General features: G+C 64.8%; 13 protein-coding genes. All 13 read left to right on the top strand.

From position 1 onward, the window contains the following. The first annotated feature begins 2 nt into the window (after nucleotides 1-2). The 13 genes from PYV55_RS14400 to PYV55_RS14340 all read left to right on the top strand — a co-directional run bounded on the left by PYV55_RS14400 (nucleotide 3) and on the right by PYV55_RS14340 (nucleotide 15,646). Nucleotides 3-449, top strand: coding sequence for a hypothetical protein (locus PYV55_RS14400; protein WP_275852548.1), 447 nt, complete (start codon nucleotides 3-5; stop codon nucleotides 447-449). Between the two features lie 5 nt (nucleotides 450-454). After that, nucleotides 455-649 (top strand): DUF7210 family protein, encoded by a 195-nt coding sequence (locus tag PYV55_RS14395; protein WP_275852546.1) that lies wholly within the window; start codon nucleotides 455-457, stop codon nucleotides 647-649. Then, nucleotides 646-1,398, top strand: coding sequence for a phage tail tube protein (locus tag PYV55_RS14390; protein WP_275852543.1), 753 nt, complete (start codon nucleotides 646-648; stop codon nucleotides 1,396-1,398). Before PYV55_RS14395 ends, PYV55_RS14390 begins: the two co-directional genes overlap by 4 nt. A 12-nt stretch (nucleotides 1,399-1,410) precedes the next feature. Then, a complete protein-coding gene (locus tag PYV55_RS14385) occupies nucleotides 1,411-1,812 on the top strand; it encodes a hypothetical protein (protein ID WP_275852540.1) in 402 nt (133 codons plus the stop codon). A gap of 50 nt (nucleotides 1,813-1,862) precedes the next feature. Continuing rightward, nucleotides 1,863-2,012 (top strand): hypothetical protein, encoded by a 150-nt coding sequence (locus PYV55_RS14380; protein WP_275852537.1) that lies wholly within the window; start codon nucleotides 1,863-1,865, stop codon nucleotides 2,010-2,012. Between the two features lie 5 nt (nucleotides 2,013-2,017). Continuing rightward, on the top strand, nucleotides 2,018-2,662 hold the full coding sequence (locus PYV55_RS14375; protein ID WP_275852534.1) for a DUF6441 family protein: 645 nt from the start codon (nucleotides 2,018-2,020) through the stop codon (nucleotides 2,660-2,662). Nucleotides 2,663-2,679: 17 nt separating this feature from the next. Beyond that, complete coding sequence (locus PYV55_RS14370; protein WP_275852533.1) at nucleotides 2,680-6,723, top strand: tape measure protein; 4,044 nt, start codon at nucleotides 2,680-2,682, stop codon at nucleotides 6,721-6,723. A gap of 353 nt (nucleotides 6,724-7,076) precedes the next feature. Next, on the top strand, nucleotides 7,077-10,640 hold the full coding sequence (locus tag PYV55_RS14365) for a hypothetical protein (RefSeq protein WP_275852528.1): 3,564 nt from the start codon (nucleotides 7,077-7,079) through the stop codon (nucleotides 10,638-10,640). Nucleotides 10,641-10,663: 23 nt separating this feature from the next. Then, nucleotides 10,664-11,929: a hypothetical protein gene (locus tag PYV55_RS14360; protein WP_275852526.1), complete on the top strand. Its 1,266-nt coding sequence runs from the start codon at nucleotides 10,664-10,666 to the stop codon at nucleotides 11,927-11,929. A gap of 3 nt (nucleotides 11,930-11,932) precedes the next feature. After that, a complete protein-coding gene (locus PYV55_RS14355; RefSeq protein WP_275852524.1) occupies nucleotides 11,933-13,018 on the top strand; it encodes a hypothetical protein in 1,086 nt (361 codons plus the stop codon). Beyond that, entirely contained in the window at nucleotides 13,015-13,410 is a 396-nt protein-coding gene (locus PYV55_RS14350) for a hypothetical protein (RefSeq protein WP_275852522.1), read from the top strand. Before PYV55_RS14355 ends, PYV55_RS14350 begins: the two co-directional genes overlap by 4 nt. Before the next feature lie 3 nt (nucleotides 13,411-13,413). Then, complete coding sequence (locus PYV55_RS14345; protein WP_275852520.1) at nucleotides 13,414-15,432, top strand: hypothetical protein; 2,019 nt, start codon at nucleotides 13,414-13,416, stop codon at nucleotides 15,430-15,432. Then, nucleotides 15,425-15,646 (top strand): hypothetical protein, encoded by a 222-nt coding sequence (locus PYV55_RS14340; protein WP_275852518.1) that lies wholly within the window; start codon nucleotides 15,425-15,427, stop codon nucleotides 15,644-15,646. Before PYV55_RS14345 ends, PYV55_RS14340 begins: the two co-directional genes overlap by 8 nt. Nucleotides 15,647-15,671 lie beyond the last annotated feature (25 nt).

Raw genomic sequence — 15,671 nt, 5'->3', positions numbered from 1 at the left:
CCATGGCAGATAACTCGATCCGCGAGCAGATTCTGCTGGCGGTGATGGCGGCTGTCCGTCCGGCAGTCGAAGGTCTCGGGGCCACTTTGCACCGTTCGCCCACGGTGGCGATCAGCCGCGATCTTTGTCCGGCGCTGGCGGTGTTTCCCGAGTCGGAGTCCGTCACCGAACGCGCGAATGACCGCGTCACGCGCGAACTCACTGTCCGCGTCGTCGCGCTCGCGCGGGCGGTACCACCTGCTTCTCCCGAAACCGAGGCCGATCGCCTGCTTACCGCCGCGCACGCCGCCTTGTTCGCGGACGGCACGTTTGGTGGGTTGGCGCTGGGCATCCGTGAGCAAGAAAGCGAGTGGGAGGTTGAGGACGCCGATGCGGTGGCCGTGGCCCTCCCTGCGCGTTACCGCATCACGTACCGGACGCTGGCCAATGACCTTTCAACCCTTGGATGACACCTATGACCCAACTTGTCCTGACGCGCCCGCACACCCACGCTGGCAAGAAGTATGGCGTCGGTGACCGGATCGAGATCGACGCGAAATCAGCCGACTGGTTGATCGCGCACGACATCGCCACCCCGGAGCCGACCGCCCCAACTGCTGAACCCTTCCCCGAACCCAAACCCATCCAACGCAAGGAACCCAAGCAATGAGCACCTATGCCAGTTTTCAAGGCCGCGTCTTCCTCGGCAAGCGCGACACCGACGGCCTTCCCATCGAAGTGCGCTCGCCCGGCAACGTCGCCGAGCTGAAGCTCTCCCTCAAGACCGACGTCCTGGAGCACTACGAGAGCCAGACCGGCCAGCGCTCGCTCGATCACCGAATGGTCAAGCAGAAGTCCGCCACCGTGAACCTCACCATCGAGGAATTCACCAAGGAGAACCTTGCGCTGGCCCTGTACGGCAACCACGTCGTCGGCACGCCGGGCACGGTTACCGGCGAGCCGGTGGGCGGTGCCGCGCCGATTGCGGGCGACCGCTACTTCCTGGCCCACCCGAAGGTGTCGTCCTTGGTGGTGACGGATTCGGCGGGCACACCCGCGACCCTGGCCTTGGGCACGAACTACACGGCTGACCCTGACTTCGGTGCCCTCCAGTTTCTGGATACCACCGGCTTCACTGCGCCGTTCAAGGCCAGTTACGCCTACGGCGTGGCCACCGAGATCGGCATCTTCACGCAGGCGCTGCCCGAGCGCTTCCTGCGGCTCGAAGGCATCAACACGGCCCAGGGCAATGCCAAGGTGCTGGTCGAGCTCTACCGCGTGGCCTTCGATCCGCTGAAGGAAATCTCTTTCATCTCGGACGAGTACAACAAGTTCGAGCTGGAAGGCTCGTTGCTGGCCGACACCACCAAGCCATTCGACGCGGTGCTCGGCCAGTTCGGCCGCATCGTGCAACTCTGATCGGAGTGAGCCATGAGTGACTTGGACACCCTGATTCCGCAGGCGGTCGAATTGGTGATCGACGGTGAGCCGCTGGCCATCAAACCGCTGAAGGTCGGGCAGATGCCCGGTTTCTTGCGGGCGATCTCGCCGGTGATGCAGCAGCTCACTGCCTCCGACATCGACTGGCTGGCGCTGTTCGGCGAGCGCGGCGACGATCTGCTGTCGGCCATTGCCATTGCCGTCGGCAAACCTCGGGCTTGGGTCGATGAGCTGGCTGCCGACGAGGCCATCCTGCTGGCGGCCAAAGTGATCGAGGTGAACGCCGATTTTTTTACCCGGACGGTGATCCCGAAACTCGACGGTCTGTTCGGCCAAGTGAAGCCGCCGCCCATCGTGAAAGCGGCGGCTGGTTCGACGCCGTCCAGCACCTGATCGAGCACGGCCACCGCCTGCCAGACATCCTCGACTACACCCTGGCGCAGGTGCGCGGCTTCGTCGCAGCGACGGCGCGCACCGATGCGGCCCGCGATGCGCGGTTGCTGTCTGTGATTGCCATCGGTACGCGCGGCGATGCCCGCCACCTCGACCAGACCCTCGACCGACTCACCGACAAAGCCGCCGACCGTGCCTGACGACCATGCGCATTTCCATCCAGATCAATAGCGCCGCAGCCCAGGCGCAGTTGCGCCGCTGGGGCGGTGAGTTCCGCGACAAGGTCAAGAAGGCGGTCGCACGCGCCATCGCCAGCGAGGCGGTCGAAATTAAGCAAGACGTGCGCGGTCACGTCGCGAGCCAGATGGCCGTGGTCAAGAAGTCTTTCCTCAAGGGCTTCACCGCCAAGGTGCTGGACAAAGACCCGAACCGTCTGCCCGCGCTCTACGTGGGCTCGCGTATTCCGTGGTCGGGGATGCACGAGACCGGCGGCCAGATTGCCGGGCGGATGTTGATTCCGCTCAACGGTCGGGTGGGCCGCAAGCGCTTCAAGGCGCAGGTGGCCGAGCTGATGCGCGGAGGCAATGCCTATTTCATCAAGAACGCGAAGGGAAACATCGTCTTGATGGCCGAGAACATCAAAGAGCACGACCGGCCACTGGCGGGTTTCAAGCGCCGCTACCGCAAGGCGGAGGGTATCAAGCGCCTCAAACGTGGCGTGGACATCCCGATTGCCGTTCTGGTGCCGAAGGTTGCGCTCAAGAAGCGCCTCGATGTCGAGCGCTTGGTCGCGGGTCGCATCCCGCGTCTGGCGGCGGCGGTCGAGAAGCAGATCAGCACGGTGGATTGAAGGGCTGAGAAAAACTTATGGCCAAGCGAATTTCCATCCTCGTCGCGCTCGAAGGGGCCGACGAGGGGCTCAAACGCGCCATCACGTCTGCCGAGCGCAGTCTCGGTGAGCTGTCGACCACCGCCAAGACCGCCGGGGCCAAGGCCGCCGCCGGAATGGCCGAGGTTAAGGCCGGTATGTCAGCCTTCGGCGATCAGGTGGCAACGGCCAAGACGCAGTTGTTGGCCTTCCTGTCGATCAACTGGGCGGCAGGAAAGGTGCAGGAAATCGTCCAGATCGCCGACGCCTGGAACATGATGTCGGCACGCCTGAAGCTGGCGACAGCGGGCCAGCGTGAGTTCACCACGGCGCAAGCGGCCCTGTTCGACATCGCCCAGCGCATTGGCGTGCCGATTCAGGAAACGGCCACGCTGTACGGCAAGCTCCAGCAGGCCGTGCGGATGCTGGGTGGCGAGCAGAAGGATGCGCTCACGATCACCGAGAGCATTTCGCAGGCACTGCGCCTGTCAGGCGCATCGGCCACCGAGGCGCAGTCGTCTCTGCTGCAGTTCGGGCAGGCGCTCGCCTCAGGGGTGCTGCGGGGCGAGGAATTCAACTCCGTCGTCGAGAACAGTCCCCGTCTGGCGCAGGCTCTGGCCGATGGCTTGAACGTGCCCATCGGGCGACTGCGCAAGCTGGCCGAAGAAGGCCGGCTGACTGCTGACGTGGTGGTCAACGCGCTGATGAGCCAGAAGGACAAGCTGGCCAGCGAATACGCCCAACTGCCGCAGACGGTGAGCCAGGCCTTCGAGCGCCTGCGCAATGCCTTCGGGCAGTGGATCAACCGGGTCGACGAATCGACGGGCCTGACCAAGAAGCTGGCCGAGGCGCTGACCTTCCTCGCCAACAACCTCGACACGGTGATGCAGTGGCTCAAGCGCATCGCCGAAGTCGGGCTGGCCGTGCTGATCTACCGCCTGATCCCGGCGCTGATTACGGCGTGGCAGACCGCCGGTGCGGCGGCCGTCACCGCCGCCAGCGCCACCGCTGCCGCCTGGACGACGGCGAATCTGTCGGTGTCGGCCGCCGTGGCCAGCGTCGGCGTGCTCAAGACGGCGTTCGCTGTGCTGGGCGCGTTCCTGGTCGGCTGGGAGATCGGGACTTGGCTGTCCGAGAAATTCGAGATCGTCCGCAAGGCGGGCATCTTCATGGTCGAGATGCTGGTCAAGGCGGTTGAGCAGCTGCGCTACCGCTGGGAAGCCTTCGCCGCCATCTTCACCTCGGACACGATTGCCGAGGCGACCAAGCGCCACGAGGCACGGCTTGCGGAGATGAACCAGATCTTCGCGCAGATGTATGCCGACGCGACCAAGGGGGCGGATGCTGCCAAGGGCGCGATGAACACCGCCGCGACGGCTGCCGAGGAGATCGCCAAGCGTCTGGAGGCTGTGCGCCAGGGCACGCAGGAAGCCGTCGGTCGCGGCATCGAGGCCGTCCACAGCGCCCTGGAGAAGCTGAAATCCCGCCTCGGTGAGGTCGAGCAGGCTGTCGGCAAGGCCAATCAGACGGTCAACGATGCAACCGCCAAAATGGCCGAGGCCTACAAGGGCCTGACGTCCATCGTTGAGGCCAACCTCCAGCGCCAGATCGAGGCCGTGAAGGCACGCTACCAGCAGGAGCAGTCTGCGCTGGAACTCTCGAAGCAGTCCGAAGCCGCGCTGATCACCAAGTCGACGCAGCTGCTGACCGATGCGCTGACCCAGCAGACCACGCTGCGGCGGCAGGCCACGACGGATGCATTGAAGCTGATCGACGACGAGTCCCGGGGCAAGATTGAAGCGGCGCGCCGTGACGGTCAGACCGAGGCTGAACGTGCGGCCAACGTCACCCGTGTCGAGAACGAAATCCTGGCCACCAAGCGCCAGACGATGACGCAGGCGCTGGCCGAGTACCGGCAGCACATCGACGCGCTCAACGCCGAGGCCAACCGGCATCTGGCCGAGATCAAACGCATCGAGGAGGAGAAGCGCCAGCTCTCGATGACGACGGAGGAACGTGTCCGCGACATCCGTCGTCAGGGCATGACCGACTTCGAGGCGACCGAAGACCGCAAGCGTCAGATCGCTGAGTACCAAGGTAAGGCCCGCGAGGCGCTGGCCAATGGCGAGTTCGAGCAGGCCCGGCAACTCGCCCAGAAAGCGATGGATCTGGCCTCGCAGGTGGCCAGCTCGCAAACCAGCGAGGCCAAGCGCGGCGAGGATGCCCGCAAGCAGTCCGAGCAGGCGGTTTCGCAGGTCACCCAACTGGAATCGCAGTCCCGCGATGCCTACCGCAAGCAGGAATATGCGCAAGCCGAAGCCCTGATGCGCCAAGCAGACGCGTTGCGCGCCGAGCTGGCCCAGAAGACCAAAGACGCAGACACCCAGATCGCCCAGGGCAAGGATGGCGTCAATCAAGCCATTCAGCGCATCCGGGAATCAGAAGAGATTCTCAACAAGACCCTGGATGCAGAAGCCAAGGCGCACCAGACCGCCGCGCAGTCGGCATTGACCGCTCGCGACCAGATCCAACAGACCCTCACGCAGACCGAAACCCAGATCGACCAGATCACCGCCAAGCTGAAAGACGGTCTGAAGGTCACACTGGATGCCGACACGACCCGCTTCGACAAAGCCATCGCCGATCTCGACAAGGCCCTGGCAGAAAAAGAGTACCTGCTCAAGATTCAGGCCGACTTGCAGGAGGCCGAGAAGAAGCTGCAGCAGTACGAGCAGCTGCTCAAAGAGGGCAAGACGCTGCCGGTCGATGCCGACGTGTCCAAGGCCAAGGAGGCGCTGGACAAGCTCAAGACCTACGCCGACCAGAACTCACAGTTCGAACTGAAGGTGGCGACCGAGAAGGCGCAGGCCGCGATCACCAACGTCGAAGGGATGATCAAGGCGCTGGATCGCATCCAGACAGAGTCCCGCCATCAGGTCAGCACCAATGCCGAAGCGGCACGTGCCGAGATCTTGAGCCTGAACGGGGCCAATACCTCGAGCACGCACACGATCTACGTGACCAAGGTGGAAACGAATGCCACTGGTGGTCTGGTCGGGGGTGGCGTGCGCCATTTCGCCGACGGTGGCGCGGTGGCTCTGGCCTTTCCCCGAATGAGCGGCGGCTCGGTTCCCGGCTCCGGCCACCACGACACCGTGCCGCGCACCTTGGATGCCGGTGCCTTCGTGATTCGCAAGGCTGCTGTGCAGAAGTACGGCAGCGGTGCGCTCTCGCGGCTGGCCAACGGTGTCGCCCGATTCGCCGTCGGCGGGCGCGTGCTGACTTCTGGCAGCGGCAGTTCCGGGTCTGGCAACGCCGATGGCCAGCCCAGCACCCCGAAAAAGAACCGCGAAGCAGTCGAGGCGATGAAGATGATCGATCTCGGCCTGCAGGGGATGAACGAGTACACCAACTGGCTCCAGTGGAACTACGGTGCATCGGTCAGTCTGGATATGCGCAGCAAGACGATGGAGAACTACGGCAAGCAGGCCCAGCAGGATCGGCGGGCGCTGGAGAGCTTCATCAGCCGCAAGACGCTCACCGGCAACGAGCGCCAGAACCTGGAGCGCATCAAGCAGACGTGGCGGCAGGCGATGGCCCAGCCGCTGCTCTGGGGCAAAGACCTGGAGCGCGAGCTGATCGACTACATGGAGCAGAACCAGGGCGAGTTCTACCGGCGCGGCGGAATGGCCAAGTCCGACACCGTCCCGGCGATGCTCACGCCGGGCGAGTTTGTCGTGAACAAGGATGCCGTTTCCCGCTACGGCGCTGGCTTCTTCGAGGCGATCAACAACTTGTCCGCCCCGGCGCAAGCCCTGGCTGGTCGGGCGCTCGCGGGCGTCCAGGGCTTCGCCACGGGTGGGCTGGTGCAGCCAAGTGGCTCGCGGTTGGCCCGACCGGTGTTGGCGGCCGATGCCGGGCCCAGCCGCACGGTGCGCGTGGAACTGTCCTCGGGGCAGCAGAAGGTGAACGCCACCGTCGACGCACGAGACGAGTCTCGTCTGCTGCAACTGCTGGACGCTGCCCGCGCCCGCACTGCCTGAAGGATTCCCGATGCAACTGACGAACCTCGATGCCGGGGTGGCTTTGCCATTGCCTGACGATTTGCTGTGGAGTGATGAGCACGCGTGGTCGCCCGCCGTGGCGTCCACGTCCTACCTCATCACCGGAGCCTTGCTGATCCAGTCTGCCACCCGGCAAGCCGGTCGTCCCATCACGCTGGTGGGCGCACCCGATATGGCCTGGGTCACGCGCGCCACGGTCGAGCAGTTGCGTGCGTGGGCGGCAATTCCCGTCGGCAATGCCACANCCATCGAAGCCGAACCCGTGCTGGGTATCCCGGCGCGGGCCGACTCCGATTTCTATCGCCTGACCCTTCGATTCCTGGAGATCTGAAATGCCGATCCAATCCGGCGACGTGAAACTACTGAAGTCCGCCGTGATGGCGGACGTGCCCGAGGGTGGTGGCGCGCCCACGGGCAACACCATCGCCGACGGCGTCTCGAACGCCATCTTTCCTGACATCTCGGAACTGGACCGCGCCGGTGGCCGGGTCAACCTGCGCAAGTCCTTCGTCTCGGTGCAGACCGACGACACCGACACCTACTTTGGTGCCAACGTGATCGTGGCCGAGCCGCCGCAGGACCCCCGCGTCAGCGTCACGCTGTTCAGCACCGAGAAGACCTTCGACACCCGCGAACAGGCGCAAGTCCGCATCGAGGCCTACCTCAACAAGGGCCCGGAGTGGGCGGGCTACCTGTTCGAGAACCACATCGCCGGTCAGCGGGTGATCCAGCTTTTCCAGCGCACGACTGACACCGTTCCCAACGTTGGCCAGACCTTGGTCTTGATCGAGAACGAGGGCTTGGGCACGCAGAAAGAGCAGTACATCCGAGCCACCTCAGTCTCGGTGGTCGAGCGCACTTTCACCTACAACAACGACCAGGACTACAAAGCCAGCGTCGTCACCGTCGATATCAGCGACGCACTGCGCTACGACTTCACAGGCTCGCCCGCGACGCGGACGTTCACCCGCGCCACGAACAGCACCAAGGTGCGGGACACGGTTGTGGCCGACGCTGGAACCTACGTCGGAGTGGTACCGCTGACGCAGGCCGCCGCTGTTGGCGACTTCACGATCAAGGGCACTTCGATCTACACCCAACTGGTGCCGAGCGCCCAGACTGAGACGCCGATTTCCTTCGTGCCGCCGTATGCAGCCGCAGGGTTGCCTGTGCCCGGCGCGGTGCCGGTCAGCTACACGGCCAGTCACGCTTGGACGACGAGCATCAAATTCAACCTGCCGGGCGGTTGCTTGCCGGGGTCACTGACCATTGGAACGGACGGCATCACGATCTTCGACGACGCCGGTCTGCTCAAGACCGCCAGCGGCACGATGGGCACCATCGACTACGCCAACGGCATCCTGACCCTGAATTCAGGGTCGATGTCGAACGCGAAGTCCGTCACCTACACGCCCGCCGCGCAGATTCTGCGTGCGCCGCAAAGCTCGGAAATCCCGGTCACGCCCGAATCCCGCAGCCAGTCCTACGTGGGCACGGTCAATCCGGTGCCGCAGCCCGGCACGCTGTCGATCAGCTACATGGCCCAGGGCCGCTGGTACGTGTTGTCCGATGCCGGAAACGGCTCCCTCAAGGGCCTGGACGCCAGCTACGGCGCTGGCACATTCAACCGGAACACCGGCGCGTTCGTCGTCACCTTGGGCGCATTGCCCGACGTGAGCAGTTCGCTCGTGCTGACCTGGAACGTGCCGACGCAGGAGACGCAGCAGCCGTCCACCAACCTGAAGGCCGCCCAGAGCCTCGCATTGAACCCGCCTGCAGGGACTTCGGTGCAACCCGGGTCGCTCACGGTGTCTTGGGAGTACGGCGGCACCAAGACGGCAACGGCGGCCACCTCGGGCGCGCTGTCCGGGGCGGCCACCGGCAACTTGAGCGTCGCGCAGAACCGCGTGGACTTCGCGCCCAATGTGCTGCCAGCGGTGGGCACGCAACTCACTGTGAGCTACGTCGCAGGCCCGAAGCAGGAGGACTCGTTCGCTCACCCCTCCCGCAATGGTGTGGGGACGCTGCCAGTCACCGCGACCTTGGGGGCCATTGAACCGGGCTCGCTCGAAGTCGAGTGGAACACGTTCACCGACGAGGCGGTTCTCGGGGCGTACACCTTCGCTCAATTGCAGGAGATGGGCATCGCCGTCTCGATCTGGCGCGACCCCACCCAGATCGCCCGAGATGACGGGAACGGCGGTGTAGTGCTGAACGGAATCTCGATTGGCACCGTCAACTACGCAACCGGTCAGGTGACCTTCAATCCAGATGTCTCGATCCGTATCCCACGCCCGGTCTACACCGCAGTCGCCATCAACGGCACCGGTCGGTGGCGATTGAACTACGGCGGCATTGCCTACGTGGATGCGCCATCGCTGTACCCCAACGACGAGTCCGGCTACGTCAAGCTGCGCTACAACAGCGCGGGCTCGACCAGCAACCAGACAGAGACTCATCCGTTCCTACCGGCCTTCAAGCTGGTGCCGGGGGTGAATGCCCAGGTGGTGACGGGCACGGTGCTTCTCTCCATCAGTGGCGCGCAGCCTTGGGGCGACAACGGCCAGGGCACCCTGCGGGAGTTCACCACCAGTGGCTGGGTCACGCGCGGCACGATCAACTACCTGTCCGGGGACGTGGCGCTGACGTCCTGGACGGCGGGCACGAACAACGCGATCACGCGAGCCAGTTGCGTGACCACGGTCGGCGAGAACATCTCCAGCGAGTTCGTGTTCCGAACTGGCGCGGCACCGCTTCGTCCTGGGTCGCTGTCGATCCAGTATGCCCGCGCGGTTGGTGGCACGCAAAACGTGACGGCCGGAATTGACGGCAAGATCGAGGCAACCGGCATCAGCGGCAGCGTCGACTACGAGACCGGTCTGGTGCGCGTTCGCTTCGGAACGATGGTCACGGCGGCAGGGAACGAGAGCCAGCCTTGGTACGCCGCCGACCGGGTGGGCACGGACGGCAAGATCTTCCGACCCGAGCCAGTGGCTGCATCCAGCGTGCGCTACAGCGCGGTGGCCTACAGCTATCTGCCGCTGGACGCTGATTTGCTTGGCATCGATCCGGTGCGCCTGCCCAGCGATGGGCGCGTGCCTATCTTTCGCCCGGGTGGCTTCGCCGTGGTGGGCCACACCGGCAAGACCACCACGTCGGTCAGCAATGGCCAGACCATCAATTGCGCGCGGGTGCGCCTCTCTCGAGTGCGTGTGGTCGGTCAAGACGGGGTGGTGATCAATACCGGCTACACCGCTGATCTGGAAGCGGGCACCGTCACCTTCATCAACGTGTCGGGCTACAGCCAGCCCGTGACCATCGAGCACCGCATCGAGGACATGGCCGTGGTGCGGGATGTGCAGATCAGCGGCGAGATCAGTTTCACGCGGGCACTGACGCACGAATATCCCTTGGGGAGTCACGTCTCCAGCGCCCTGGTGGCCGGTGACCTGTTCGCCCGCGTAAATCTGGTGTTCGACCAGTCCACTTGGAACGGCGCGTGGTCGGATGCGCTGTCGGGAAGCTCGGCGACGGCAACCTTCAACAACACACAGTACCCGATCCGCGTGACCAATCGCGGCGCACTGACCGAGCGCTGGATCGTGCGCCTGACCAACAGCACCTCGTTCGAGGTCATCGGCGAGAACGTCGGTGTGATTGCCACCGGCAACACCAGCGCCGACTGCGCGCCCAACAACCCGGCGACCGGCGTGCCGTACTTCCATCTGCCCGCGCTCGGCTGGGGCAATGGCTGGGCCACCGGCAACGTGCTGCGCTTCAACACCATCGGCGCGCAGTTCCCGGTTTGGGTGGTGCGCACCGTCCAGCAGGGGCCGGAGTCCGTGCCCGACGACAACTTCACGTTGCTGATTCGCGGCGACGTGGACACACCCTGAATTCGTAGACAGGAACCCATGAAATGACAGACCTGACCGTCAAATACTTCAACAGCGGCATGACCGGCGCGCCACAGATCTCCAACAACTGGGGCGATCTGGTGACGATGCTCGATGCCTGCCTCGTCAACGGCTTCGCGCTGAAGGCCATCGACACCTTGACCTTCGCCAATGGCGTAGCCACCGCCACCATCACGGCGGGACACGCCTACCAGCCACATCAGGTGGTGTTTGTCGCTGGAGCCGAGCAGCCCGAGTACAACGGCTCGTTCCGCGTGCTGACGACGACCATGACCACGTTCACCTACGCGGTGACGGGCACGCCGGTGTCTCCCGCGACGACCACCACGAACCTGAGCGCCAAGGTGGCTCCGCTTGGGTGGGAGAAACCATTCGCGGGGACGGGCAAGGCTGCCTACCGCAGCAAGAACCCGCAGTCACCGCAGAACCTGCTGCTGATCGACAACAGCCTCAAAACGCCCAACTACACGACGGGCTGGGCCAAGTGGGCCAACGTCGGCATCGTCGAAGACCTGTCAGACATCGACACCATCGTCGGCGCGCAGGCTCCCTATGACCCGAACAACCCGACGCAGAACTGGAAACAGGTCACTGCCAGCCAGTGGGGTTGGTACAAGTGGTTCCATGCGCGTGGCCCCCAGTACGAAAGCAATGGCGACAGCGGCGGCGGTGGGCGCAACTGGGTGCTGATCGGTGACGACCGACTGTTCTTCCTCTTCTGCACCAACGCAGCGGGCTACGGCTGGTATGGCCGCAACAGCTACTGCTTCGGCGACCTCATCAGCTTCAAGCCGGGTGACAACTACGCCACGGTGCTGGCTGCCGATGACAACTACTCGGGGATGAGCAACTACTGGAGCTATCCCGGCCAGTTCAGCGGCTACGGGTTGGTCTCGTCCCTGGACTTCACGGGCAAGGTGCTGCTGCGCAACCACACCCAACTCGGCAACCCGGTTCGCTTCGGCCTGACGTCCCTGAACACGAACAACGGCCAGCAGATCTGCGGTCGGGGCCCGATGCCGTTTCCGAACGGAGCCGACTACAGCCTGTGGCTGCTGCCTACTTACGTGCGGCAGGAGGACGGCCATATGCGCGGAATCCTGCCCGGGATGCTGTGGATGCCGCAAGACCGCCCCTACAGCGATCAGACCATCGTGGACAACGTCGTCGGTCAGGCGGGCAAGCGCTTCCTGTTGGTCAGGACGCAGTACAGCTCGGAAACCGAAGGCGCGCAGATCGCGTTCGACATCACCGGGCCGTGGAGGTAAGCCATGAGCTACCCGCTGAGCGAAACCTTCGCCACGGCTCCTGCCACCGGCTACACCGCAGTCCTCGGTGGAATGTCCGCAACGCACAACAGCGTGCAGCAGTCCATCGACATCTCGGCCCCCAACAGTCAGTCCATCCTGCGCTTCAACGAAACCGCCCACGGCGATTTCTGGTTCGAGGCCGATGTCGAATTGCTGACCGACCCGAGCGCCCGTAAGCATCTCGGTTTGTGGATGACCACCGGCAATGGCTCCGAAGGCTACAGGTTTGCCCATCTGGACGGTTCGTGGAGCGTGTCGCGCTGGAACAGCGGCTTCGGTGACGGCGCGGCGGTATCGGGCAGCATCAACGAGGGAGCCAAGCCCGTCGCTGGTGTTGCCGACGTGGCTCCGACCTTCAACGTCAGCCAGCGATTGATCTTGCGCTGCGAGGTGATCGTCGGAGCCTTCGACGCAAATGGTGTGCCGTGGGCGCGACTGATTCAGTTCAAGGCTGGTGGCGTGCTGATGTTCCAGATCGGCGATGCTACCTACCGGGGCAAGCTGATTCCGGGCGTGTTCCTCTACGGAGCGACAGCTCGTGTCCACGCCATTGCCGGTGACGTTCCGTCTGGCTTGCCCGCGTTTCCCGCAACGGTTGCCGTGAACGCCGCCGATGACCTGCTACCGCTGGCGGGTGGGTCGACGTCGGTGCTTCCTGATCCTGCCGCCGACATCGGCGTCAACGCCGATTGCGACCTGATGCGCTTGAACAGCCCCAACTCTGAGCTGTGGAACCGGGGTGGTGGCTACGACTGGCACTTCCACGCGATTCCGAATGGCCGCAAGAACATCCACTTCAGTGGCCACGGTTTCATCGCCGGAACCGTCAAGGAGAAGGGTCAGTCCGACCAGCCCCTGGTGCGGCGAGTGCAACTGGTCAGCGAGAACGCCCGCGTCCTGGTGGCCGAAACCTGGAGCGACGCCACTGGCGCGTACCGGTTCGACCAGATCGACCCGTCCCAGCGATACACCGTGGTCAGCTACGACTACAAGCAGATGTACCGCGCGGTGATCGCGGACAACCTACGCCCGGAGATGATGCCGTGACCGTCGCCATCACTGTCGAACACAACGAGGCGCGGCTGGCAGGCACCCTGGCATTCCTGGATGCAGGCAGTAACCCGGCGCGTCTGCGCATCTATGGCGGGACGCGACCCGCCACCCCGGCCACGACGCCGACCAGCGCGATGCTGGTCGAGATCAGGCTGACCAAACCCGCAGGCACGATTGCAGGTGGACTCCTGACGCTGACCCAGCAAGAAGACGGACTGATCGCGGCGACCGGCATCGCCACCTGGGCGCGGCTGGTCAACGGCAACGAAGTCACAGCCCTGGATCTGGACTGCAGCGGTACCGACGGCAGCGGTGACGTAAAGCTGGCCAGCACCAACCTCTATCTGGGAGGCGATGCCCGGATGGTGTCTGCGATCCTGGGGTAGGCCGTGCCAAGCGCACCCAGCGAACTGACGCTGGCCGCCACTTTGCCAGTGCCCGGAGTCAGCATTCAGATCGAGCCACCACTGGTCGACCTGCTGTTCGACCAACCCGCAGCAACCGACGCCGAATTGGTGTTCGGGGCGAGCTTCATCGCGCCGCGCGACGACGTCGTGGTGCTGGCCAACTTGCCGTTGCCGGTCGTGGCGATCAAGTTCATCCCGCCAGCGCGGGCCGAACTGCTGGCCGAGCTACCTGCCTTGACGGTCAGAACGTTGCTGCTGCGCCCGAGCGTGCCCTTGGACGTGGCGGGCGCAAGTCTTCCCGGTGTCGTGTTCTCCGGCGAGGTCCGGTACTACTCGCGCACGCAGCGACCGACGGTTGGCCAGACCGCTCACCCTTGGCAATTGGCGAGACAGACCGAGGACGGTGCCACGCAGGGCCAGCAGGACGCTGCCGCTACACCCGCAGGCTGGGACACGTTCTGGCGACGCACCTTGGGTGTTCCTCAAGGCATCGAGCACAGGTTGCCACCGGTGCTGGCAGCAGCGCCAGAGCAACGAGGCGCTCGCTACCAGGATGCGACCCGGCTGCAGGATTCGACGTGGTTCGCGCACCAGGACGCCACGCGGTTTGAAGCGGCCCGACGCGGTCTGTTCCAGAACGCAGGCCCTCTGCGGGATGCCACGCGGTTCCGGCATCAGGACGGTGACCGCACCAAGCGCGCGGGGAGGTTGTCCCGGTGGCAAAGCGCTGTGTTGGTGGTGCGTGGCCAGGGGAGCGATTTTCAGACCGCACGGCCGCAACTAAAGGGCTGGCAGGGCAGGTATCAGGAGGCGGTGCCGCCGCCACCGGGCATCAGCCGGTGGGTGGTGCCCGAGCCGCCCGTTCCGCAGCCTTGCTACACGCCCAGTCCGCACCTGCTGTTTGCCGCGCTGGCCGCGACCGATGGGCATCTGCTGTTCCTTTGTGAAAGCCACGTCACCCCACCTCCTCCGGATGGTGAGCCGGTGGTCATTCCTGTTCGGAGGGTCTATTTCGTGATCAACAACGTGACCCTGTTCCGCGTGTCCGATGGCGCGCCGATACCGGTGTTCAATCTCTCGCTGTCACTCGATGCCTCGTCTTGGGCGTGGGGCTTCGATGCGGTTCTGCCTGCCAGGGCCGAGGCCCTGGTCGCGCCCGGCAGCGCATCCGGGCCCGTCGAACTCGTGGCCAGCATCAACGGCACCCCGTTTCGCGTGCTGGCCGAGAGCATCAGCCGCGAGCGCATCTTTGGTGACGCCAGCATCCGCATCTCCGGACGGGGGCGCAACGCCGTTCTGGCCGCGCCCTACGCGCCGGTGATGACGTTCTCGAATACCGAGGGCCGCACTGCTCGGCAGTTGATGGACGACGTGCTCACGGTCAATGGCATCCCGCTCGGCTGGGCCGTCGATTGGGGCCTGACGGACTGGAACGTCCCCGCCGGTGCGTTCGCGCAGCAGGGAACGTGGATCGAGGCGTTGACCGCCATCGCTGGCGCTGTCGGTGGATACCTGATTCCGCACCCATCGGCCCAGAGCATCCGTGTGCGCCATCGCTACCCGGTAGCCCCTTGGGAATGGAGCACGGTCACGCCCGACTTCGTGTTGCCGGTCGATGCCGTCGCCCGCGAGTCGCTGCGTTGGCTGGAAAAGCCTGCGTACAACCGCGTGTTCGTTTCCGGGCAGGACGTCGGCGTGCTCGGGCAAGTGACCCGGGCCGGGACTGCCGGAGATGTGCTGGCACCGATGGTCGTTGATTCGCTCATCACCGAAGCCGCCGCCGCGCGTCAGCGTGGCATCGCCGTGCTGGCCGACACCGGCCACCAGCTCGAGGTCAGCCTGCGCCTGCCGGTGCTCGCTGAGACCGGAATCATCGAGCCCGGCGCGTTCGTGGAGTACCAGGATGGCAGCGTCACTCGGCTTGGCATCGTCCGCGCGACCCAAGTGGAAGCCGGGATGCCCGAGGTCTGGCAGACGCTGGGAGTGCAGGCCTATGCATAACCTCTACGAGCAGTTTCGCCAGCTGATCCCCGCCCCGCCGCTGCAGGCGGGCACCGTGATCGACGTCGGCTCCGCCCTGGTCACGGTCGCATTACCCGGTGGTGGCCGAATAAAGGCGAGGGGCTCTGCGGCCCTTGGCCAGAAGGTGTTCGTCCGCGACGACGCCATCGAAGGCATCGCCCCCAGCCTGACGCTGGAAATCATCGAGATCTGAAACCCAACTGATTCAACCCTGAGAC

Source organism: Extensimonas soli (assembly GCF_029211265.1).
Lineage (GTDB): Bacteria > Pseudomonadota > Gammaproteobacteria > Burkholderiales > Burkholderiaceae_C > Extensimonas > Extensimonas soli.
Note: the sequence above shows the minus strand (reverse complement) of the source record. Positions and strands in the feature narration are given on the sequence as shown.